Origin of the sequence: Kitasatospora sp. NPDC057738, from assembly GCF_042798815.1 — a bacterium.
Classification (GTDB): domain Bacteria; phylum Actinomycetota; class Actinomycetes; order Streptomycetales; family Streptomycetaceae; genus Kitasatospora; species Kitasatospora lactacystinica.
Genome location: NZ_JBHVJT010000055.1, coordinates 1 through 22664 on the forward strand (window position 1 = coordinate 1; position 22664 = coordinate 22664).

14 protein-coding genes, 2 pseudogenes and 1 riboswitch are annotated in these 22664 nt (G+C 74.6%); of the genes and pseudogenes, 13 read left to right on the forward strand and 3 right to left on the reverse strand.

Going from position 1 to position 22664, the window contains the following annotated elements; all coding sequences use genetic code 11:
• From ACFVGO_RS26870 to mfd, 3 genes are all read left to right on the forward strand, one after another.
• The coding region (locus tag ACFVGO_RS26870) for an SUKH-4 family immunity protein (RefSeq protein ID WP_380359486.1) at positions 1-1264 on the forward strand (1264 nt) is incomplete at its 5' end.
• Between the two features lie 265 nt (positions 1265-1529).
• The gene (locus ACFVGO_RS26875) at positions 1530-2966 is read left to right on the forward strand and encodes a hypothetical protein (protein ID WP_380634504.1); all 1437 of its coding nucleotides are present in this window, start codon (positions 1530-1532) and stop codon (positions 2964-2966) included.
• Between the two features lie 786 nt (positions 2967-3752).
• A complete protein-coding gene (gene mfd / locus ACFVGO_RS26880) occupies positions 3753-7406 on the forward strand; it encodes a transcription-repair coupling factor (protein WP_359910028.1) in 3654 nt (1217 codons plus the stop codon).
• 132 nt (positions 7407-7538) lie between these two features.
• On the opposite strand, the gene ACFVGO_RS26885 is transcribed toward mfd, so the two are convergent.
• A complete protein-coding gene (locus ACFVGO_RS26885; protein WP_380634506.1) occupies positions 7539-8186 on the reverse strand; it encodes a DUF4352 domain-containing protein in 648 nt (215 codons plus the stop codon).
• A gap of 217 nt (positions 8187-8403) precedes the next feature.
• Here ACFVGO_RS26885 and ACFVGO_RS26890 point away from each other — a divergent pair, with 217 nt between their 5' ends.
• From ACFVGO_RS26890 to ACFVGO_RS26900, 3 genes are all read left to right on the forward strand, one after another.
• The gene (locus tag ACFVGO_RS26890; protein WP_359910023.1) at positions 8404-10608 is read left to right on the forward strand and encodes an N-6 DNA methylase; all 2205 of its coding nucleotides are present in this window, start codon (positions 8404-8406) and stop codon (positions 10606-10608) included.
• Positions 10609-10831: 223 nt separating this feature from the next.
• Positions 10832-11560 (forward strand): hypothetical protein, encoded by a 729-nt coding sequence (locus ACFVGO_RS26895; RefSeq protein ID WP_359910020.1) that lies wholly within the window; start codon positions 10832-10834, stop codon positions 11558-11560.
• Entirely contained in the window at positions 11557-13206 is a 1650-nt protein-coding gene (locus tag ACFVGO_RS26900; RefSeq protein ID WP_380634509.1) for a protein kinase, read from the forward strand. The genes ACFVGO_RS26895 and ACFVGO_RS26900 overlap by 4 nt, the downstream gene beginning before the upstream one ends.
• 53 nt (positions 13207-13259) lie before the next feature.
• Here ACFVGO_RS26900 and ACFVGO_RS26905 read toward each other — a convergent pair.
• A pseudogene (locus tag ACFVGO_RS26905) lies at positions 13260-13832 on the reverse strand (transposase); the annotation flags it as partial.
• Positions 13833-14114: 282 nt separating this feature from the next.
• On the opposite strand from ACFVGO_RS26905, the gene ACFVGO_RS26910 reads away from it, so the two are divergent.
• On the forward strand, positions 14115-15194 hold the full coding sequence (locus tag ACFVGO_RS26910) for a MazG family protein (RefSeq protein ID WP_380634511.1): 1080 nt from the start codon (positions 14115-14117) through the stop codon (positions 15192-15194).
• A 4-nt stretch (positions 15195-15198) separates the two neighbouring features.
• Here the strand turns inward: ACFVGO_RS26910 and ACFVGO_RS26915 are convergent, their stop codons facing one another.
• Positions 15199-15621, reverse strand: coding sequence for an SDR family NAD(P)-dependent oxidoreductase (locus tag ACFVGO_RS26915; RefSeq protein ID WP_380634513.1), 423 nt, complete (start codon positions 15619-15621; stop codon positions 15199-15201).
• 300 nt (positions 15622-15921) lie between these two features.
• Between ACFVGO_RS26915 and ACFVGO_RS26920 the strand changes: the two genes are divergently transcribed.
• The 6 genes and pseudogenes from ACFVGO_RS26920 to ACFVGO_RS26945 all read left to right on the forward strand — a co-directional run bounded on the left by ACFVGO_RS26920 (position 15922) and on the right by ACFVGO_RS26945 (position 22520).
• Complete coding sequence (locus ACFVGO_RS26920) at positions 15922-17346, forward strand: cytochrome P450 (RefSeq protein ID WP_380634515.1); 1425 nt, start codon at positions 15922-15924, stop codon at positions 17344-17346.
• 221 nt (positions 17347-17567) lie between these two features.
• A riboswitch (cyclic di-AMP (ydaO/yuaA leader) is annotated at positions 17568-17736 on the forward strand.
• Positions 17737-17741: 5 nt separating this feature from the next.
• On the forward strand, positions 17742-18647 hold the full coding sequence (locus ACFVGO_RS26925) for a transglycosylase family protein (protein WP_380634517.1): 906 nt from the start codon (positions 17742-17744) through the stop codon (positions 18645-18647).
• 313 nt (positions 18648-18960) lie between these two features.
• Positions 18961-20247 (forward strand): phosphopyruvate hydratase, encoded by a 1287-nt coding sequence (eno, locus tag ACFVGO_RS26930; RefSeq protein WP_380634519.1) that lies wholly within the window; start codon positions 18961-18963, stop codon positions 20245-20247.
• Positions 20248-20417: 170 nt separating this feature from the next.
• The gene (locus ACFVGO_RS26935) at positions 20418-20939 is read left to right on the forward strand and encodes a septum formation initiator family protein (RefSeq protein WP_359910000.1); all 522 of its coding nucleotides are present in this window, start codon (positions 20418-20420) and stop codon (positions 20937-20939) included.
• Positions 20911-21450, forward strand: a pseudogene (locus tag ACFVGO_RS26940) (DUF501 domain-containing protein); the annotation flags it as partial. The gene ACFVGO_RS26935 and the pseudogene ACFVGO_RS26940, both read left to right, overlap by 29 nt.
• Before the next feature lie 128 nt (positions 21451-21578).
• On the forward strand, positions 21579-22520 hold the full coding sequence (locus ACFVGO_RS26945) for an exopolyphosphatase (protein ID WP_380634521.1): 942 nt from the start codon (positions 21579-21581) through the stop codon (positions 22518-22520).
• Positions 22521-22664 lie beyond the last annotated feature (144 nt).

A 22664-nucleotide genomic window follows, 5' to 3' on the forward strand; every position in this document is an offset into this window, starting at 1 on the left:
TGGCGAGGCCCCGCCGGCCCCGCAGGGCGCGCCGTCCGCCGGCCCGCCCGCCTCCGGTACGGCGTACGAGGCGACCCAGCTGGCGGGCGCGATCGACCCGGCGCTGCTGGGCGGTCCGGCGGACCCGGGCACCCCGCCGTCCGGCGGTCCCGCCGTCCCGCCGCCGCCCGGCGGCCCGGCGGCCCCCGCCGCGCCCGCGGCCGGCTACGGCTACCCGAACACGGGCGGTGCCGCGGGGGTCGTCCCGCCGGCGGTGCCCGGTTCGCCGCAGGCCGCGCCGGTGCCCCCGGGGGTGCCCGCGGTCGGCCCGGGGTACTTCGCCGCGCTGAGCTACCGGGGCCCGGACGGCTCGGAGCAGAAGCTGCTGCACCGCAGCGAGCCCGGCACCCCGCACCCGGAGTGGAAGATCCTGCAGGACCTGCGCCGGCTCAACGTGCCGCCGGAGCAGGTGCTGGAGCTCTACACCGAGCTGGAGTCGTGCGACCTGCCGGGCGGCTACTGCAACCGCATGATCGCCGCGTCCTGGCCGAACGTCCGGCTCACCCACACCGCCCCGTACGGCCGCGACCACGCGTCCCGGCAGGCCGGGATGGCCGAGCTGCTCGACCACCTGGACGAGCTGCACCAGCTGGCGTCGGGCGCCCAGCGGGTCCGCCCGTTCCGGGTGCCGCCGCCCGCGCCCGGGACGGTCCAGGCGCTGCCGCCGCTCCCGCCGCAGCAGCTCGCCCAGGAGACCGGCGCCGCCTTCGGGCAGAACCTGTTCCGGTACGAGCAGCGCGCCGTCTCCCGCCAGGGCGTGCCCGAGCCGGTGTCCCAGACCCTGATGTGGGCCGGGCTGCCGCGCGACTTCGGGCCGTTCTTCTGGGCGCAGGCGCAGGAGGGCCGCCCGATTCCGACGCTCGCCGAGCTGGCCGCCGAGCGCGGCCTGGCCGCGGGCCCGGACTTCGGCGGCTACCTGGTGCTGGGCAACGACTACGGACGGCAGCTGTGCGTCCAGTACGGCACCGCGCACGTGGTGGCCGTGGACATCGATGGAACCGGTCAGCCGCCCCGGTTCGTCAACAGCGGTGTACCGGAGTTCGTCCGCTCGATGGCCCTGCTGGGCCGGATGTGGCGGCTGCGGTACGGGCTGACCCCGGACCAGGCCGGTCGCTGGACGACCGACTTCCAGGCCCAGCTCGCCGCGATCGACCCGGCGGCCCTGCAGAACGCGGACACCTGGTGGGCCGTGCTGCTGGAGCAGTTCTGGGACGGCCTGCTGTAGCGGACCGTCGCAGGTCCTCGCAGGTGGGAGGGGTCGTTCCGGTGTCCGGAACGGCCCTTCCGGCATGTCTCCACAGCTGTGCCTCGTTGGGGTTTCGCCCAGATCTGCGCAAAATAGGTCAAGAGGATGGGTCTATTCGTCTCGTCCTCGACATATTCCGGTCCGCACGACGACGGAATCCGGCCCGGGGCACCGAACCGGTTCCGGATCCGTCCGTTCCGTCCGATCATGGGCTCCGCAGCCCGCGAAACGAGGGGAAGAGCCCATGAGCGACGCCGTCCCCCAGTACGGCTTCACCCAGGCCCGCCGTGGCTACGTGCCCGAGCAGGTCGACCGAGCCCTCGCCGCCCTCACCGCGCAGCGTGACGAGGCGTGGGAACGGTTGAGCGTCCTGGGCGCCGGCATCCGGCAGATGGAGGCCCGGCTGGCCGACATCCGCCGGACTGCCGAGGAGGCCCCGGAACCCGACTACCAGGTACTCAGCGAGCAGGCCGCCGGACTGGCCGCGATGGCCGAGAACGAGGCGCGCGCCGTCCGGGAGAAGGCCGAGCGCTTCGCCGAGGACCTGCGGGACGAGGTCTACGAGGCGGGGCAGGCCGCCGACCGCGCCGCCAAGGAGTACAGCACCACGACCCGTACCGACGCGGACGCGGCCGCCCGCCGCACCGAGGAGCGGACCCGGGCCGAGGCCGAGGGCATCCGGTCCGACACCGACCGGGAGAGCCGTTCCGCCCGGGACACCGCGACCGCGTACGCCGCCAAGGTGCGGGTGGCCGCCGCCGAGGCCAGCGAGCAGGCCGAGGCCGAGCTGGCCGCCCGGCGCCGCAAGGCCGACGAGACCTTCGCCGCCGCCCAGGCCGCGGCCGACGCCGAGGACGCCGAGGTCTCGGCGACCGCCGAGCGCAAGGTCAAGGAGGCGGAGCAGCAGCGGGAGACGGTGCTGAACCGGATCAAGCAGCTGGAGACGGACGCCCAGGCCAAGGCCGACCAGCTGGTCGAGCAGGCCCGCCGGGAGGCCGAGAAGATCAACGCGGAGAGCGAGCGCGAGCAGCGCGAGTTCGACACCCGGCTGGAGACGGTGCAGCAGCACCTGGACCACATCAAGGCCACGCTGGCCTCGCTCACCGGGGCGGCGGTCGGCCAGATCGAGCCCGAGGTGGCGGCGGCCGCCGTCGCGGCCGCCCGGGCCGCCCAGGACTCCGTCGTGCCCGCCGCGCCCCCCGCGCCCCCCGCGCCGCGGGAGGCGGTCGTCGACGCGGTCGTCGACGCCTCGCCGGTGGACTCGGAGGCGGACACCGGGGAGATCCCGGTGGCCGACCTGCGCAAGACCCTGACTCCCGCGGCTCCCGCCGGGGCCAAGGCCCCCGCCCGGGAGAGGTCGGCGACCGTGCTGCGGACGCCGGTGGTCGGCAGCAGCGCCACCAGGGCCATCGGCGGGCCCGTGGCGACCGGCCCGGTGCCGCCGAAGCCGGCCTCGCCGCCCGCCGAGGAGACGGTCGAGGGGACGGCCGGGGCCGAGGAAGCGGCCGAGGGAACGGCCCAGGGAACGGCCGAGGCGAAGGCGGTCGACGGGCCGGCCGCTGCCGGGAAGGGCGACGGGCGGTCCTCGGAGGCCGAGACCCGGATCGTTCCGAAGATCATCATCGTGGACGACGGCAGCGACTACGCGACCCCCCACACGGTGAGCTACAACCGCCGCTGACCGGCGCGTCCGACCACGCGCCGCGAAGGCCCCGACCGCGCGGTGAGAGGCGGTCGGGGCCTTCGCCGTGCCGGGCGCGCCCGGGCCGACGGGATGGGAGCGAGCCCGGGTCGACGGGCGGGCTTCGGGACAGGACGGCGGTCGACGGGGTGGGCCCCCGGGAACGAAAGAGGCCGAGACCCGTGGCGCCCTCCAGGAAAGGGCGCCACGGTTCCCGGCGCTTGGGCGGGCGCCCCCACCCAGGGCCGCCCGGCCTCGCACCTCCGACCCCCATCGGGGGTGCGACAGTGCCCTCCACAGCCATCCCCCACGGTTGGGTGCGGCGGGCACGTTCACCATGGTGCGCGATCTCCATGGACGGCCAGTGACAGGAGTATGTCCAGTTCGTGGCGGATAGCCGTGCCCCGTTCGGGCCGGCTCCCGGTTGGTTCGTCCACCGGCCGGTCCGGTGTTCCGTCCAGTCGTTCGTTCTCGGACGTGTTCCTGACAATCCGTGCGGGCGGCCGCGCGGATGCCCGGTGCTCCGGGTCCCCGGCCGACCCCGGCCGACCCCCTTTCGCCCCCTTTCACCCCCTTCCGGTCCCGGCGCGGCCCCAACGCGGCCCCGCCGCGGGTCCGGCACGGCCCCGGTCCGGCCTCGCCGAAGCCGTGGACCGCGTGCGCGTCCCTGCCGCGGCGTAGGCTGGAGACCCCCGGCCGCTCGGCGTGCCGGGCCGTTCGCGTTGCCCCGGCGGGCCTTCGCCGCCCCGGGGCAGCATCAGCCACGGGACGAAGAAGAGACCCCAGATGAGCCTGACCGGACTGCTCGATGTCGTCGCGCGGGACGCGGCGCTCGCCGAGGCGATCGAGGCGGCCACCGCCCCCGGAGCCGCGGCCGGTGGACGCCGCCACCTGGACCTGGTCGGACCGCCCGCCGCCCGGCCGTTCGCCATCGCCGCGCTGGCCCGCGCGCTCGCCGGGCAGGCCGCCGGGGACCGGGGCCGCCCGGTGCTCGCCGTCACCGCGACCGGCCGGGAGGCCGAGGACCTCGCGGCCTCACTGCGCTCCCTGCTGCCCGTCGACGCCGTCGCCGAGTTCCCGGCCTGGGAGACCCTGCCGCACGAACGGCTGTCGCCCCGCTCGGACACCGTCGGGCGCCGGCTGGCCGTACTGCGCCGGATCGTGCACCCGCGGGCGGACGATCCGGCGGCCGGGCCGGTCCAGGTGGTGGTCGCCCCGGTCCGCTCGGTGCTCCAGCCGCAGGTCAAGGGGCTGGCCGAGCTGGAACCGGTGGCCGTCCGGCGCGGCGAGTCGTACGACCTGGGGGAGGTGGCCCGCCGGCTCTCCGCCGCCGCCTACGCGCGCGTCGAACTGGTCGAGAAGCGCGGCGAGTTCGCCGTCCGCGGCGGCATCCTGGACGTCTTCCCGCCGACCGAGGAGCACCCGCTGCGGGTGGAGTTCTGGGGCGACGAGGTGGAGGAGGTCCGCTACTTCAAGGTCGCCGACCAGCGCTCGCTGGAGATCGCCGAGCACGGTCTGTGGGCGCCGCCCTGTCGCGAGCTGCTGCTTACCGAGGAGGTGCGGGCCCGGGCCGCCGAGCTGTCCGCCGAGCACCCCGGGCTGGCCGAGATCCTGGACAGGATCGCCGAGGGCATCGCGGTCGAGGGCATGGAGTCGCTGGCGCCGGTGCTGGTGGACGACATGGAGCTGCTGGTCGACGTGCTGCCGCTCGGTTCGGTCGCGGTGGTCTGCGACCCCGAGCGGGTCCGCACCCGGGCCGCCGACCTGGTGGCGACCAGCCAGGAGTTCCTGCACGCCTCCTGGGTCGCGGCCGCGGCCGGCGGGGACCGCCCGATCGACCTGGAGACCATCGACGTCTCCGCCGCCTCGCTGCGCTCGCTCGCCGAGGTGCGCGAGCACGCCGCCGAGATCGGGCTGCCCTGGTGGTCCGTCAGCCCGTTCGCGACCAGCGAGTCGACCGTCGACGGCATCCCGGCCCGCGACGGAGTCGCCGGTTGGCACGGCGACGCCAACACGCTGACCCTCGGCATGCACGCCGTCGAGGCCTACCGGGGCGACACCGCCCGGGCGATCGCCGACGCCAAGGAGCGGCTGGCCGCCGACTGGCGGGTCGTCATGGTGACCGAGGGTCACGGCCCGGCCTCCCGGCTCGCCGAGGTGCTGGGCAACGAGGGCATCCCGGCCCGCCTGGTCGCCGACCTCGCCGAGGCGCCCACCCGGGACGTCGTCCACGTCTCCTGCGGCTCGATCGAGCACGGCTTCGTCGACGAGAACCTGAAGCTCACGGTCATCACCGAGACCGACCTGTCCGGCCAGAAGTCCTCCACCAAGGACATGCGCCGGATGCCCTCGCGCCGCCGCAACGCGATCGACCCGCTGGCGCTGGTGGCCGGCGACTACGTCGTCCACGAGGCGCACGGCGTCGGCAAGTACGTCGAGATGGTGCAGCGCACCGTCCAGGGCGCCACCCGCGAGTACCTGGTGCTGGAGTACGCCCCGGCCAAGCGCGGCCACCCCGGCGACCGGCTGTTCGTGCCGACCGACCAGCTCGACCAGGTCACCAAGTACGTCGGCGGCGAGGCCCCGACGCTGCACCGGCTCGGCGGCGCGGACTGGGCGAAGACCAAGCAGCGGGCCAAGAAGGCGGTCAAGGAGATCGCCGCCGACCTGATCAAGCTGTACTCGGCGCGGATGGCCGCCCCCGGCCACACCTTCGGCCCGGACACCCCGTGGCAGCGGGAGCTGGAGGACGCCTTCCCGTACGCGGAGACGCCGGACCAGCTGACCACCATCGCCGAGGTCAAGTCGGACATGGAGAAGTCCGTCCCGATGGACCGGCTGATCTGCGGCGACGTCGGCTACGGCAAGACCGAGATCGCCGTGCGGGCCGCGTTCAAGGCCGTGCAGGACGGCAAGCAGGTGGCGGTCCTGGTGCCGACCACGCTGCTGGTGCAGCAGCACTTCTCGACCTTCGCCGAGCGCTACGCGAACTTCCCGGTGAACGTGAAGGCGCTGTCCCGCTTCCAGACCGACACCGAGGCCAAGGCCGTGCTGGAGGGGCTGTTCGAGGGCTCGGTGGACGTCGTCATCGGCACCCACCGGCTGTTCTCCTCCGAGACCAGGTTCAAGGACCTCGGCCTGGTCATCGTCGACGAGGAGCAGCGCTTCGGCGTCGAGCACAAGGAGCAGCTGAAGAAGCTGCGCGCCAACGTGGACGTGCTCACCATGTCCGCGACCCCGATCCCGCGCACCCTGGAGATGGCGGTCACCGGCATCCGCGAGATGTCCACCATCACCACCCCGCCGGAGGAGCGGCACCCGGTGCTGACCTTCGTCGGGCCGTACGACGAGAAGCAGATCTCGGCCGCGATCCGGCGTGAACTCCTGCGCGAGGGCCAGGTGTTCTACATCCACAACCGGGTCGAGTCGATCGACAAGGCGGCCGCCCGGCTGAAGGACCTGGTGCCCGAGGCGCGGATCGCCACCGCGCACGGGCAGATGGGGGAGAACCAGCTGGAGAAGGTCGTCGTCGACTTCTGGGAGAAGGAGTTCGACGTCCTGGTGTCGACCACGATCGTGGAGTCCGGCATCGACATCTCCAACGCCAACACGCTGATCGTGGAGCGCGGCGACACCTTCGGCCTCTCCCAGCTGCACCAGCTGCGCGGCCGGGTCGGGCGAGGCCGCGAGCGCGGCTACGCGTACATGCTGTACCCGCCGGAGAAGCCGCTCACCGAGACCGCGCACGAGCGGCTGGCCACCATCGCCCAGCACACCGAGATGGGCGCCGGCATGTACGTCGCGATGAAGGACCTGGAGATCCGCGGCGCGGGCAACCTGCTCGGCGGCGAGCAGTCCGGGCACATCGCGGGCGTCGGCTTCGACCTCTACATGCGGATGGTCGGCGAGGCGGTGGCGGAGTTCCGCGAGTCGCTGGCGGGCGGCGGGGAGCCGGAGGAGGAGCCGCTGGAGGTGAAGATCGAGCTGCCGGTCGACGCCCACGTGCCGCACGACTACGCGCCCGGCGAGCGGCTGCGGCTGCAGGCGTACCGCTCGATCGCCGCGGTCAACTCGGAGGAGGACATCCAGCAGGTCCGGGACGAGCTGGTGGACCGCTACGGCAAGCTGCCCGAGCCGGTGGAGAACCTGCTGCTGGTCGCGGCGCTGCGGCTGTACGCCCGGCGGTGCGGGATCTCGGACATCACCCTCCAGGGCTCCAACGTCCGCTTCGGGCCGGTGGAGCTGCGGGAGTCCCAGCAGCTGCGGCTGAACCGGCTCTACCCGCGCAGCCAGGTGAAGGCGGCGGCCCAGCAGTTGTTGGTGCCGCGCCCGAGCACCGGGCGGATCGGCGGCAAGCCGCTGGTCGGTCGGGAACTGCTGGGCTGGTGCACCGAGTTCCTGTCGGCCATGTTCGACGACCTGGCGGGGGCGAAGAAGTAGGCATCCGGAGGGCCCCGCCCTCCAGGTGGTTCACGGCGGTCTCGGGCTCTGCCCCGGGGCCGCCGTTCCGTGTGGACGGGCGCCGGCCGTCGTTGACGCGGTGCGGCGGCCGGCCGACTGTGAACAGCTGCGTCAGCCGAGCTTCCACTGGCCGGTCTGCGGGGCGAAGCCGCTGTCGAGGCCGAACTGGGCCTTGTCGAGCTTGGCGTCCTTCGGGACCTCGAAGGTGACGAAGCCGAGGGCGCTCTCGCCGGGCGCGATGTTGGCGGGGACCTGGAAGCCCGGGCCGGCCTTGGTGTCCGCGATCGTGCTGCCGAAGGCCTGGCCCTGGGCGTCCACCACCTTGGCGCTGTTGCCCGGGACGTCGCTGTAGGCCTTCTTGCCGCTCGCCTTGATCCGGAACTGGACCGAGACGAAGCGCTTGCCGTCGGCCGGGTGGGTGAACTCGTCCTCGCCCTCGGCGTTGTCGACCACCTTCACCAGCGTCACGTCGGCGGTGTCGGCCGGGTCGTTGCCCTTGAGCGCGATGGTGTCGCCGAGCTTGGCGGGCGCCTTGCCGGTGTCGGCGGGCGTGTCCCCGGCGGGCTTGGCGGCCCCGGAGCCGGTGGCGGCCGCGGTCTGCTTCGCCTCCGTCGAGACGGAGGCGCCGCCGGTGGAGTTGCACGCCGTCGCGCTCAGGGTGACCAGCGCGGCACCCAGGAGCAGGACGGCGGTGCGGCGGGTGGCGCCGCGCCGGGCGGTGGCGCGGCGGACGGCGGTGCGGCGGGCGTTCGCGGACATGGATGTCTCCCGGTGATCGGTGCTCTTCCCTGCGCCGCCCCGTTCGGTGGCGACGGAGAGATCACACCACTCGGTCGTGAACCATGTCAATGCGATTTCACAAAAGAGCTCTGTTCACATGTGAACTGTGATCGAGGGGTGCGTCGCTATGCTGTGCGGTCACAGCCCCCGCCCCCGCCCCGGCTGTGCGGTCGCAGCCCCCACCGAAGGAGCCCCCGTGCCGGACCGTCCCGAAGTGACCGCCGCCGAGATCGCCCGGCTGGCCGGCGTCGGCCGGGCCGCGGTCAGCAACTGGCGCCGCCGCCACCCCGACTTCCCGCGCCCGGTCGGCGGCACCGACGCCAGCCCGGCCTTCGCGCTCGCCGAGGTCGAGTCCTGGCTGCGCGCCCAGGGCAAGATCGCCGAACTCCCGCTGCTGGAGCGGGTCTGGCAGCTCGTCGACACCCTCCGCGACCCGGCCGGTCACCCCGCCGCCCCGCTGGTCGAGGCCGGCGCCCTGCTCCTGCTGCTGCACCGCGAGCCCGCGCAGTGGGCCGGGCTCGCCGACCGGCCCGACACCCGGCTCGCCCTCGCGCTGCCCCGGGCCGTCACCGGCGCCGCCGTGCACGCCTTCGGCCCCGACGGCGCCCGCACCCTCGGCCTCCCGGGCCTGCTCGGCAGCACCCAACTGGACCTCGCCCGGCTGCTCGCCGAACTCGCCGCGCAGACGGGCCCGGTCGGCGCGTACGAGCAGCTGCTCACCCGGTACGCCGAGGCCAACACCCGGCAGCTCAGCCCCACCCCGCCGGAGGCCGCCGAACTGCTCGCCGCCGTCGCCGGCGTCCCCGCCACCGTGCTCGACCCGGCCGTCGGCCTCGGCTCCGTCCTGCTCGCCCACCCGCCGACCACCGGCCGCTACGGCCAGGACGCCGACCCGGTCACCGCCGCCCTCGCCCGGCTCCGGATCGCCCTGCACACCCCCGCCGACGACCCCGGCCCGCTCCCGCTCGACCTGCGGGCCGGCGACGCCCTGCGTGCCGACGGCTTCCCCGGCGACACCTTCGAGGCCGTGCTCTGCCAGCCCCCGTACAACGAGCGCGACTGGGGCCACGACGAGCTGCAGTTCGACACCCGCTGGCCCGGCGGGCTCGTCCCGCCGCGCGGCGAGTCCGAACTCGCCTGGGTGCTGCACTGCCTGGCGCACACCCGCCCCGGCGGCCTCGCCGCCCTGCTGCTCCCGCCGACCGTGGCCGCCCGCCGGGCCGGCCGCCGCATCCGGGCCGAACTGCTCCGCTCCGGTGCGCTGCGGGCCGTCATCGCGCTGCCGGCCGGCGCCGCCCCGCCGTACGGCGTCCCGTTGCACCTGTGGGTGCTGCGCGCACCCCGGCCGGGCGGCGACTTCCGCCAGGTGCTGATGCTCGACGCCGGGGCGGCGCTCGCCGGTCCGGGCGGGGCCGCCGGGGCGCAGGCCGCCGAGGGCGGCCGGGACAAGGTCGACTGGACCGAGCTGCGCCGCACCGTCCTGGAGGCCTGGCGCGGCTTCGACCTCGCCGCGCGCGAGGGCCTGCCGGTCCCCGCCGACCGTCCCGGCGTCCACCGGGCGATGGCCGCCATCGACCTGCTCGACGACGAGACCGACCTCTCCCCGGCCCGGCACGTCCCGCCCGCCGCCCCGCTCGGCGGCGCGGCCGAACTCTCCCACCTCGGCGGCCGGCTGGCCGAGCTGCTGGCCGATCTGCCCGACCCGGTCGCGCTGCTGCCGCGGCCCGGCGCCGTGACCGGTGCCGCGTCCGGTGCCGCGTCCGACGGGATGGCCGGCGCTGCGTCCGGCGGGGCGTCCGGTACGGCTCCCGTCGGGGTGGTCACCATCGGCGAGCTGGTCCGCGGCGGCGCGCTGGAGGTGCACTCCTCCGGCACCGGCGCCGCCACCAAGCCGGCCGGGTCGGGTTCGGGCGGCACCCCCGTCGTCACCGACCAGGACCTCGCCACCGGCGCCGCGCCCAGCGCCGTCCTGGCCGCCGGCCCCGGCCCGGCCGGGGACGTCCGCACCCGCCCCGGCGACGTCCTGGTCCCCGCCCTCGGCGGCGGCACCGCCCGGGTCGTCCCCGCCGAGGGCCCGCTGGTCGGCGCCGCCCTCGGCCGCCAGCTCCACCTCCTGCGGCCCGACCCGGCCGCCCTCGACCCCGAGTTCCTGGCCGGCCAGTTCCGCTCCACCGCCGGCACCCGGCGCGCCGCCAGCCATGCCACCACCACCGCCCGGCTCGACATCCGCCGGGTCGAACTGCCCCGCCTCCCGCTCCCCGCCCAGCAGCGCCTCGGCGCCGCCTTCGCCCGCCTCGCCGCCTTCGACACCGCCCTCGCCCAGGCCGCCGCCCTCGGCCGCAGCCTCGCCCAGGCCGCCACCGACGCCCTGGCGACCGGCACCCTGGCGCCGCCGGACTGACACCCGCCCCGCGGACCGGGGCCGGGGCCGCGGGGCCCGATCCGGCAGGACCCGCAGCGCGCGCCCGCAGGTGACCCCGGCTCAGTAGCGGCGCGGTACCGGCGGGATACCGATGCGGCAGCGGGCGGACGGAAGCCCTCCGGAGCGGCCGGGCCGGGCGGTACGGTGTGCGGAACCGCTCGCACCGCCCTCGGTGCCGGTCCTCACCAGCTCAGGAGCGCGCATGTCAGGGCAGTACCCCGGGCAGTTCGGACCGCCGCCCGGCGGGGCGCCGTACGGGCCGGGGCCCGGGCAGGGGTACGCGCCGGGCCCGGTGCCGGGCCCGCCCGCACCCGGGGGAGCGGCCGGGCCGGGGGGAGTGGCCGGACCGCCCCCGATCCCCGGACGGTTCGGGGTGGTTGTGCGGGTGCTGTGCGCGCTGGCCCCGCTGGTCACCTTCGGCCTGCTCGGGGTCGTCCCCTCGCTGCTGCTGGCGGTCCGGCGCCGACGGGCGTACGACATCCTCGGCGCGGCGGTGTTCTGCGCGCTGCTGCTCGCCATGATCGTCTCCGCCGGGGTCGCGGGCACCCTGAAGAACCCGACCGCCGACACCACCGGCCAGATCACGCTGGCCGTGCTCTGGCTCCTGCCGACGGCGCACTTCCTGGTGATGGACAGCCGCGCGGTCTGGCTGGCCGGACCTCCGGCGCCGCAGGCCGTGCCGCGCACCGCTCCGCAGGTCCTCTCGCCGTACGCGGTGCCGAACGTCTCGCCGTACGGGGCCACCGTGCCCGGGTACGGGGCGCCCGCGCAGGCCCCCGTGCCCGCTCACGCTCCCGCTCCCGTGCCCGGTCCCGTCGCGCCGACCGCGACCGCCGCCCCCGCCCCCTCGGCGCCCGCCCCCGAAACCGCCCACGACCTGCGCGAGCTGGGCGAGTTGCTGCGCCGCCAGGCCCGCGAGGACCGGCCGTGACCGCCACCCGGCTGATCGCCGGCCGCTACCGGCTCACCGAGAAGATCGGCCACGGCGGCATGGGCCAGGTCTGGGCCGGCCAGGACGAACGACTGCACCGCCCGGTCGCGGTCAAGCTGCTCCGCCCCGAGCACCTGCTCCCCGGCGGGACCGGCCCCGGAGGCGAACGGGCCCGCCACGGCGACGAGTTGAGCCGCCGCTTCCTGCGCGAGTGCCGGATCACGGCCGCGCTCGACCACCCCGGGCTGGTCACCGTCTTCGACGCGGGCGAGGACGAGGGCGAGCTCTACCTCGTCATGCAGCGCATCCCCGGGGTCAGCCTGGCCGACCTCATCGCCGAGGACGCCCCCTTCCCGATCGAACGCGCGGCGGCCGTCGCCGCCCAGCTGTGCACCGCGCTGGCCGCCGTCCACGCCATCCCGGTGGTCCACCGCGACCTCAAGCCGAGCAACGTCATGGTCCGCGAGGACGGCCGGACCGTCCTGCTCGACCTCGGCATCGCCACCGCCCTCGACACCGAGACCACCCGGCTGACCCTCACCGGCGTGCCCGTCGGCAGCCCCTCCTACATGGCCCCCGAACAGGCCCTCGCCGCCACCACCGACCCGCGCAGCGACCTCTACGCGCTCGGCTGCCTGCTGCACGAGATGCTCGTCGGCGAGGAGCCGTTCCGGGCCCCCACCGCACTCGGCGTCCTGCGCCGACACGTCGACGAACCACCCGTCCCGCTGCGGGAGTTGCGCCCCGACGTGCCGCAGCCGCTGGAACAGCTGGTGCTCGACCTGCTCGCCAAGCAGCCCGCCGACCGCCCCGCCGACGCCCGGAGCGTGTACGCGCGGCTGCTCCCGCTGCTGCCCCCGGCCGACGGTGCCCCGCAGCCCCGCTACACCCCGCTGCCGGACCCGGCCCGCCCCTTCCGCTACCCGCACCAGCCGCAGCCGCCGGCCGCGGCGGCCGCCCCGGCGCCCGTGGTCCGCTCCGAGCCCCGGCCCTTCCTCATGCCACCCGCCCCCGCGACACCTCCCCCCGTCCCCGCGACACCTCCCCCCGTCCCCGCGGAGCCCGACCTCGGCGCCGAGTGCGCCCGGCTCTCCGACCTGGTCGACGCCGGCCGCCACACCGAGGTGCTCGGCCTCGCCGCCCGCCTGCTGCCCCGGGCCGAGGCCGAACTCGGCGCCGCCGCACCCCTGGTGCGCACCATCCGCACCATCTACGCCCGCACCCTCCTGCACGAGGGCCACCCCCAGCAGGCCCTCCCCGAGTACCGCCGCCTCGCCGCCACCGCCGACGGCGGCCCGCACGGCCCCCAGGGCCTCGACCACCGCTACCGCGCCGCCATCTGCCTCGACCGGCTCGGTCACGGCGCCGAGGCCCTCGCCGAGTACCAGGCCCTCCTCACCGCCCACACCGCCCGCCTCGAATCCGGCCTCGACACCGACCCCGAGCGCGCCTACGACCTCCGCGAACGCATCGGCCTCCACCTCGCCGCCACCGGCGACCCCCAGAACGCCTGGCAGTGGCTGCTCCCCCTCCTCCTCGACCGCGAACGCCGCGACGGCCCCCACCACCCCACCGTCCGCCGCCTCCGCCAGTCCCTCTCCACCCTCACCCCCACCTCCACCCCCTGGCCCCCGGCAAAGCACTGACCGGCGGCCACGGCCTCCACCGTCCTGGGGGCCGGGCCTTGGAGGAGCTGACACAAGGCTCGGATGCGTCGGTAGGTGATCACGCAGCAGGCCAGTTCGAGGAAGGCCTCGTGAATGTCGTCGCGGATGTCCCAGCGGATCCGCAGGCGTCGGAAGCCGTGGCTCCGGGCATTGGTCCGCTCGGCGACCCGGCGCACGGCTCCGGGGCCGGAGCCGTGCGGCACGCCCCGGCGGGCGATCACTGGCTTGATGCCGCGCTTCCGCAGCAGGCGGCGGTACTTGTCGAAGTCGTGGCCGCGGTCGGCGAACAGTTGCCGGGGCCGGTGGCGCGGGCGGCCGGTCCAGCTCGCCGGGCGGTGCAGCTCGGTCAGCAGCACCTGGTGGAGGCGGTCCCACGCCCCCGCCTCGTGCCAGTCGCGCAGTCTGCGCCAGCAGGTCATGCCCGAGCCGAAGCCGAGCTCCTGCGGCAGCCACTCCCACTGGATGCCCGGGTGCAGCACGAACAGACATGGGCACCACGCCGTTCTGTTAGCTCCTCGTGGCGCGGATGGGGCCGCGGTGCCGGGCCCGTGCCTCGGCCCCGGCCGCCGCCGGCCGGGCCACTGCGCGGCACTGGTCCCAGGCACCCGGTGCCGGTGCCGCCGTGCCGGCCGGGGCGTGCCGCCCTGCCCGTCCTCGGAGAATCCCCAGTGGCTCCTGCCCTCTTGGAGCCCCGGACATCCCGGGGCGGGCGTGTTCTCCACCGGCCCACATCCGGTGCCCCCATGCGTGTTGGCATCCCGGATCAGGAAGTCGGCCGGGCCGACTTCCAGCGCTCATGCGGGCGGGGCGGGGTCCCCTCCCCGGGAACGGAGCCCGGGGGCGGGGAACGGGCGGGTGGGGTGGGGGTGCGGGGGTAGGTTCGGGGGGTGACGACGAATGCTGTGCCGACGAAGACTCCGGGCGCGAAGTTGATCCTGCTGACCACCACCCACCGGGTGGCTCCCGGCCTGCTGGCGTGGCCGGCGTGGGAGGCGTTGCGGTCGGCGGGGCGGGTCCTGGTGGGGGACGAGCGGCATCCGCAGGTGCCGGCGGTGCGGCAGGCCGGGGTGGTGGTGGAGGTCGTGCCGGCCGGGTCGGCGCCCGCGTTGGCGCGGCTGCTGACCGGGCAGCCCGCCGGGGCCGGGCCGACGGTGTGGCTGGGCAGTCCGGACGGGGATCCGGGGCTGACCGACGCGCTGGCGAGGCTGGCGGTGGAGCACGCCGGCGAGGTGCCGGAGATCGAGGTGCTGCCCGGCTCGTACGACCTGCCGGGGTCGCGGCTGCTGGACCTGGTGACGGTGATGGACCGGCTGCGCTCCCCGGGCGGCTGCCCCTGGGACGCCGAGCAGACGCACGAGAGCCTGGTGAAGTACCTGGTCGAGGAGGCGTACGAGCTGGTCGAGGCGATCGAGGAGGGGGACCGGGAGGCGCTGCGCGAGGAGTTGGGCGACGTCCTGCTGCAGGTGTTCTTCCACTCCCGGATCGCCGAGGAGCACCCGACCGAGCCGTTCACCGTCGACGACGTGGCCGGGGACATCGTCGAGAAGCTGATGTACCGGCACCCGCACGTGTTCGGGGACGTCGAGGCCGGCGGCGCCGCCGAGGTGGAGGCGAACTGGGAGCAGCTGAAGGCGGCCGAGAAGGCGGACCGCGAGTCGGTGCTGGACGGCGTGCCGGCCGGGCTGCCCGCGCTGGCGTACGCGGCGAAGCTGGTGTCCCGGGTGCGCCGGGCGGGCTTCACGGGGGTGCCGGACGAGTCGTACGAGCTGCCGGTCGAGCTGACCGCCGACTCGGCGGGCAGGCTGCTGCTCGCGGTGGCGCAGCGGGCGCACGACGCCGGGGTGGACGTGGACGCGGCGCTGCGGTCGGCCGCGCGCGGTTACCGGGACGCGGTGCGCGCGGCCGAAGGCCTCAAGCCGACCGGGGAGCCCGACGGGGACTCGGCCGGGGAGCCCGACGGGAAGTAGGCGCTCAGGCCGCCGTGGCGGTGTGCTCCTGGCACCGCTGCGGCGGGACGAGTTCGCCGATGGCCTCGCCGACGAGGACGACGAGTTCGGCGAGCCGTTCCAGGTCGAGGTGGTCGGGCAGCTCGGCCAGCGAGATGATCCGCTCGCCGTCCGGGCCGGCCACGGCGAACAGGTCGATCGGTCCGAGGTGCTTCTCGGCGGTGTCGACGAGGGCGGCGACGTCGCTGGGGCGGCGGATGTCGCCGCAGACGCCGACGACGGGGCAGCCCGGCCGGTCGAGTTCGGTGGCGAGGTCCTCGGCGATGCCGGCGTACTGGTCGGCGATGAGCATTCCGGAGGCGCCGGCGGCGGCGAACCGGCGGGCGAGTCCCGCGCCCGAACCGCCGTCGAGGACCGCGATGACGACGACTGACCCGCTGACCCGCATGGCCTGCTCCTCCCTGTGGACGACACCGCACCGGCGCCCACGCGTACTGCGGAGGATCGTAGGCACGTCCTGACCCTCCGCAACAGGGATTACCCCGCAGGTGACCAGGCTCACGCCCGCACCGCGGCCAAGAGTCGGCCAAGAGCTGTCCATTGACCGTCCGCGGACAGTCAACGGGCCGTCCATGAACCGTCCATGGGCCGTCCACGGAACATCGGCAGGACGGCCGCGGACCGTCGGCGGGAGGAGCGGCGGCCCGCCGGAGCGGGGCGTGCCCGTCGCACCGGATACGGTCGGTCCATGCCAGCTCAGCCCGACTCCGCCCGGCCCGCCGCCACGCCGTCCGACGCCACCGCCCCGCAGCTGTTCACCTGGGAGTTCGCCTCCGACCCGTACCCCGCCTACGCCTGGCTGCGCGAGCACGCCCCGGTGCACCGCACCACGCTGCCGAGCGGGGTGGAGGCCTGGCTGGTGACCCGGTACGCGGACGCCCGGCAGGCGCTCGCGGACAGCCGGCTGTCGAAGAACCCGGCGCACCACAGCGAGCAGGCGCACCGCACCGGCCGGGTGGGCATCCCGGGGGAGCGGCAGGCGGACCTGATGACCCACCTGCTGAACATCGACCCGCCGGACCACACCCGGCTGCGCAGGCTGGTGTCGAAGGCGTTCACCCCGCGCCGGGTGGCGGAGTTCGAGCCGCGGGTGCAGCAGCTCACCGACCGGCTGATCGACGGCTTCGCGCAGCGCGGTTCGGCGGACCTGATCCACGAGTTCGCCTTCCCGCTCCCCATCTACGCGATCTGCGACCTGCTGGGCGTGCCGGCCGAGGACCAGGACGACTTCCGGGACTGGGCCGGGATGATGGTGCGCCACACGAAGCCGGGCCACGGCGGCGGGCAGCGCGGCGGCGTGGGGCGGGCGGTGAAGCGGATGCGGGCGTACCTGCTGGAGCTGATCCACCGCAAGCGAGCGGACCTCGGGGACGACCTGATCTCGGGCCTGATCCGGGCCAGTGACCACGGTGAGCACCTGACCGAGAACGAGGCCGCGGCGATGGCCTTCATCCTCCTGTTCGCGGGTTTCGAGACCACCGTGAACCTGATCGGCAACGGCACGTACGCCCTGCTGCGCAATCCGGAGCAGCGCCGGTTGCTGCAGGAGTCGGTGGCCCGCGGGGAGAGCGCGCTGCTGGAGACCGGGATCGAGGAACTCCTGCGATACGACGGGCCGGTGGAGATGGCGACCTGGCGGTTCGCGACCCGTCCGCTGACCATCGGCGGGGTGGACATCCCGGTCGGCGACCCGGTGCTGGTGGTGCTCGCCGCGGCGGACCGCGACCCGGCCCGGTTCGCGGCCGAGAACACCCTGGACCTGGCCCGGACGGACAACCCCCACCTGGGCTTCGGGCACGGCATCCACTACTGCATCGGCGCTCCGCTCGCCCGCTTGGAGGGTCGTGCCGCGCTGACCACGCTGCTTTCCCGGCTGCCCGATCTCCGGCTCGCGGAAAACGCGGACGACCTGCGGTGGCGCGGTGGTCTGATCATGCGTGGGCTGCGCGAACTCCCGGTGGAATTCAGTCCGGAGCGCCGTTCCCCGCACGCCTCTCCGCAGACCCCTCCGCACGCTCCTTCGCAGGCCTCTCCGCAGGCCTCTCCGCACGCTCCTTCGCAGGCCTCTCCGCAGGCCTCTCCGCACGCTCCCGCCACGCCTCCGACGTGCTGAGATCGCCCTGACGGGACGTCGCGAACCACCTGCCGACGGGGGTGTGAACACCCATCAATCCGGACATAACACCGCCGTTGGTAGGCGATCGAACACGCGCCGTAATTATTGTGTGATATCGACGATATGAGCTTGTGATTGGTCTGATGATCTGTCTACTCTCCCTGGAGTTCGCAGCTGCGGACCTCGTACGCGGAACGCCGAGTCCTGCCCGCCGCGTCACGGGAAACCGACCAGAACCCTGGGCAGGGGCGGGGGAACCAGGTTTGTTGCCGTCTCCCCACGGCTTGGGGTGAAGCCGCCCGAGCGGAATCGTTTCCGCATACGGCGGCCGGGCCACCTCCCGGTCCGAACCCGACAGCTCACCTCGCAGGCGTGCGGAGAGGGACCTCTTCATGCTGTTCGTTGGAACTGGCCGTCACCGTCGTCGCACCCAGGCCGAGAAGGCCATCGCCGTCGCCGGTGTGGCCGGCGTCGGACTCGCGATGCCGCTCCTCACCGCCACCGGCGCCTCCGCAGCCCCCGCCTCCACCTGGGACGCCGTCGCCCAGTGCGAGGCCGGTGGCAACTGGAGCATCAACACCGGCAACGGCTTCTACGGCGGCCTCCAGTTCACCTCCAGCACCTGGAAGGCGTACGGCGGCACCGCCTACGCGCCGCAGGCCAACCAGGCCAGCAAGGCCCAGCAGATCTCGGTCGCCGAGAAGGTGCTGGCCTCGCAGGGCCCGGGTGCCTGGCCGGTCTGCTCCCAGAAGGCCGGTCTGACCAAGGGCGGCGCCCCGGCCGCGGTCGACACCTCCTCGGACGCCAAGCCGCAGTCCGCGCCCAAGCAGCAGACCCCGAAGCCCGCCGCCAAGCCGGCCGAGAAGCCGGTCGCGCAGCAGCCCGCCGCCCAGAAGCAGGCCTCGAAGCCCGCCGCGCAGCCGGTCCAGCAGGCCGCCCCGCAGCAGCAGGCGCAGCCGCAGACCCCGGGCTTCTCCGGCAAGGCCGGCTGGGACGCCGACGCCAAGGTGTACTGGTACCAGAGCAACGGCGCCTGGTACTGGACCAGCCACCAGAGCGTCTACCAGCAGTACGCCGGCCAGGCCGCCGCCCAGCCGCAGTACGCCCCGCAGGCCGCGCAGTCGGCCCCGCAGGCCACCGGCCACGACTACACCGTCCGCGCCGGTGACACCCTGTCGACCATCGCCGCCGCCCAGGGCGTGTCCGGAGGCTGGCACGCGCTGTACGAGCAGAACCACGGCACGGTCGGCGGCGACCCGAACCTGATCATGCCCGGCCAGGTGCTGCACCTCGGCTGAGCCGGCCCGCTCGACGCCTGCCCGCCCGCCGCCGGCCCGCCCGCCGCGCCCGGTGCCGACGCCGCCTCACCCCGCCGTCCGAAGGGGACCGGTCCTACCGGTCCCCTTCGTCCGCATTCGACCGCTCCGGTGGGACAAGCTGGGACAAGCAGGTGAACTACCGGTGGGTAGTGGGGCCACACGCTGAGACGGGACCGAGGCGGACGTGGCCCCGGGAGCCCGGGCGGTTAGGCTCTGGTCGTAACGACTCCGCAATCGTCCTGCTGACAGCACCACCGTCAGACCGGACCCTGCTTCCGCAAGGAGATGCCTCGTGCCGTCCATCGATGTCGTCGTAGCCCGTGAGATCCTCGACTCCCGCGGCAACCCCACGGTCGAGGTCGAGGTCGGCCTCGACGACGGCAGCACGGGTCGTGCCGCTGTCCCGTCGGGTGCTTCCACCGGTGCCTTCGAGGCGCTGGAGCTGCGTGACGGTGACAAGAACCGCTACTTCGGCAAGGGCGTCGAGAAGGCCGTCCTGGCCGTCATCGAGCAGATCGGCCCGGAGCTGGTCGGCTACGACGCCACCGAGCAGCGCCTGATCGACCAGGCCATGCTGGACCTGGACGCCACCCCGGACAAGTCCTCGCTCGGCGCCAACGCCATCCTGGGCGTCTCGCTGGCCGTCGCGCACGCCGCCTCCGAGGCCAGCGACCTGCCGCTGTTCCGCTACCTGGGCGGCCCGAACGCGCACGTCCTGCCGGTCCCGATGATGAACATCCTCAACGGTGGGTCGCACGCGGACTCCAACGTCGACATCCAGGAGTTCATGATCGCCCCGATCGGCGCGGAGTCCTTCTCCGAGGCCGTCCGCTGGGGCGTCGAGGTCTACCACACGCTCAAGGGCGTGCTGAAGGAGCGCGGCCTGTCCACCGGCCTGGGCGACGAGGGCGGCTTCGCCCCGAACCTGGACTCCAACCGCGAGGCCCTGGACCTCATCGTCGAGGCCATCGAGAAGGCCGGCTACGTGCCCGGCCGTGACGTCGCGCTGGCCCTGGACGTCGCCTCCTCCGAGTTCTACGAGGACGGCGCCTACCAGTTCGAGGGCAAGGACCTCACCGCCGCCGAGCTCATCGAGTACTACGCCGAGCTGGTCGCCGCCTACCCGCTGGTCTCCATCGAGGACCCGCTGGACGAGTCCGACTGGGACGGCTGGAAGGCCATGACCGACAAGCTGGGCGACAAGGTCCAGCTGGTCGGCGACGACCTGTTCGTCACCAACCCGGCCCGCCTGGCCCGCGGCATCGAGACCGGCACCGCCAACGCGCTGCTGGTGAAGGTGAACCAGATCGGCTCGCTGACCGAGACCCTGGACGCCGTCGAGCTGGCCCAGCGCAACGGCTACCGCTGCATGATGTCGCACCGCTCCGGCGAGACCGAGGACGTCACCATCGCCGACCTGGCCGTCGCCACCAACTGCGGCCAGATCAAGACCGGTGCCCCGGCCCGCTCCGAGCGCGTCGCCAAGTACAACCAGCTGCTGCGCATCGAGGAGATCCTCGACGACGCCGCCGAGTACGCCGGCCGCGGCGCCTTCCCGCGCTTCCGCGCCGCGGAGTAGCAGGAACGGCCGCTCCGCGGAGCGACCGGGCCCGGCCGCCGCGCGGAGCGATCCGCACGGCGAGCACGAGGGCCGGGCGCTCCCGGTAGCGCACGCCTGACCGGTGCCCCGCCGTTCACCCCGTAGGGTGGACGGCGGGGCACCGTCGCGACCAGGAGGGGATACGGGAGATGGCTGGCTGGAGGATCCCGGGCTTGGCGGCCCGGCCCCGGTTCACGAGCCGGGCGACCGTCCTCGTCCTGGTGCTCTGTTCGCTGGTGGCGATCCTCGCCTACCCGACGCGGCAGTTCATCTCCCAGCGCGCCGAGATCTCCGCCCAGCGGGCGAAGGCCGACCACGCGCGCCAGCAGGTCGAGCAGCTGCGCCGGGAGAAGGCCCGCTGGCAGGACCCGGAGTACGTGAAGGCGCAGGCCCGCGCCCGGCTGCACTACGCGGTGCCGGGGGAGACCCCGTACATCGCGGTGGATCCGGCCGGCCGGGCCTCCGCCCAGCCCTCCTCGTCCGCGGCGGGTGCGGCCTCCTCCGGCACCGCGGCCTCCGGAAGCGCCGCCGACCGGACGAAGGCCGCCAAGCCCTGGTACGCCGGCATCTGGGACTCGGTGGACGCCGCCGACACCGCGGCGGCGGCCCCCGCCACCCCCCTTCCCCTCCCACCGTCCCCCGTTGGAGACACCTCCCCCCATGACCACTGAGAACCACCCCTCCGTCTCCGACGCCGACGTCGCGGCCATCGCCGCCCAGCTCGGCCGGGTGCCGCGCGGCCTGCGCGGCGTGGCGCACCGCTGCCCCTGCGGCAACCCGGACGTCGTGGAGACGGCCCCCCGGCTGCCGGACGGCACGCCGTTCCCCACGCTCTACTACCTGACCTGCCCCAAGGCCGCCTCGCTGATCGGCACCCTGGAGGCGGAGGGCGTGATGAAGGACCAGAGCGCCCGGCTGGCCGAGGACCCGGAGCTGGCGGCCGCCTACCAGAGGGCGCACGAGGACTACATCGCCCGGCGCGACGCGATCGAGGTGCTGGAGGGCTTCCCGAGCGCCGGCGGCATGCCGGACCGGGTGAAGTGCCTGCACGTGCTGGTCGGCCACTCGCTGGCGGCCGGCGAGGGCGTCAACCCGCTCGGCGACGAGGCGATCGGCATGCTGGAGGACTGGTGGGCCAAGGGCCCGTGCGTGTCCCCGGCGGAGGTCGAGGCCGCCGGTGAGCGGGTCGCCCGCAACCGCGCCAAGGACCAGGACCACGAGGCCGTGATCGCCGCCAAGGAGCAGAAGACCGCCGAGCGCGCCGCGAAGAAGCGCGCCGTGGAGGAAGCCGCGGCGGAGCGGGAGTCCGAGTGAGCACGACCCGCGTGGCCGCGATCGACTGCGGCACCAACTCGATCCGCCTGCTGGTCGCCGACCTCGACCCGGAGACGGGGGAGATCACCGACCTCGACCGCCGGATGATCGTCAACCGGCTGGGCCAGGGCGTGGACCGCACCGGCCGGCTGCACCCCGACGCGCTGGCCCGCACCTTCGCGGCCTGCCGGGAGTACCAGGAGATCATCGCCGGCTTCGGTGTCGGCCCGGAGCGGGTCCGCTTCGTCGCCACCAGTGCCTCCCGGGACGCCGAGAACAGCGACGAGTACGTCAAGGGCGTGCGCGACATCCTGGGCGTCGAGCCCGAGGTGGTGAGCGGCGAGGAGGAGGCGCACCTGTCCTTCGTGGGCGCCACCAAGGAGCTGACGGGCGGTCAGTTCCCCGGCCCGTACCTGGTGTTCGACCTCGGCGGCGGCTCCACCGAGTTCGTGCTCGGCTCGGACGACGTCCAGGCGGCGCGCTCGGTGAACATCGGTTGCGTGCGGCTCACCGAGCGGTACTTCGGCGACGCCGAGCTGCCCTCCGCGGAGCAGGTCGAGGCCGCCCGGGCGCACGTGCGGGCGGAGCTGGACCGGGCGGAGGAGGTCGTCCCGCTGACCGGCGCGGCCACCCTGGTGGGCCTGGCCGGGACGGTCACCACGGTGTCCGCGATCGCCCAGGGCCTGCCCGGCTACGACTCGGCGGCGATCCACCACTCGCGGATCGGCCGGGACCGGGTCGCCGGGATCGCCCGGGAGCTGCTGGCCGCCACCCACGCCGAGCGCGCGGCCATCCCGTCGATGCACCCGGGCCGGGTGGACGTGATCGCGGCCGGGGCGCTGGAGCTGCTGGAGATCATGGAGCGCACCGGCGCCGCCGAGGTGGTCGTGAGCGAACACGACATCCTCGACGGAATCGCCTGGGGTATTGCCACCTGACCCCGTGCGGGGCTTACCCGGACCGGGACCCGCACCCCCCCCCCTGGGGCGGGGACAGGGAGGTGCCCCAAAACGGGGGGGAAGAGCTTTTACCTTTTTTCCCCTCCGTCCCCCCCCCCCCCCTCCCCCCCCCCCCCCCCCCCG

Bases quoted from the DNA above. Each gene is read 5' to 3' on its own strand.
- ACFVGO_RS26875 (WP_380634504.1), top strand. From the start codon at position 1,530: ATGAGCGACGCCGTCCCCCAGTACGGCTTCACCCAGGCCCGCCGTGGC.
- mfd (WP_359910028.1), top strand. From the start codon at position 3,753: ATGAGCCTGACCGGACTGCTCGATGTCGTCGCGCGGGACGCGGCGCTC.
- ACFVGO_RS26885 (WP_380634506.1), bottom strand. From the start codon at position 8,186: ATGTCCGCGAACGCCCGCCGCACCGCCGTCCGCCGCGCCACCGCCCGG.
- ACFVGO_RS26895 (WP_359910020.1), top strand. From the start codon at position 10,832: ATGTCAGGGCAGTACCCCGGGCAGTTCGGACCGCCGCCCGGCGGGGCG.
- ACFVGO_RS26915 (WP_380634513.1), bottom strand. From the start codon at position 15,621: ATGCGGGTCAGCGGGTCAGTCGTCGTCATCGCGGTCCTCGACGGCGGT.
- ACFVGO_RS26920 (WP_380634515.1), top strand. From the start codon at position 15,922: ATGCCAGCTCAGCCCGACTCCGCCCGGCCCGCCGCCACGCCGTCCGAC.
- ACFVGO_RS26925 (WP_380634517.1), top strand. From the start codon at position 17,742: ATGCTGTTCGTTGGAACTGGCCGTCACCGTCGTCGCACCCAGGCCGAG.
- ACFVGO_RS26935 (WP_359910000.1), top strand. From the start codon at position 20,418: ATGGCTGGCTGGAGGATCCCGGGCTTGGCGGCCCGGCCCCGGTTCACG.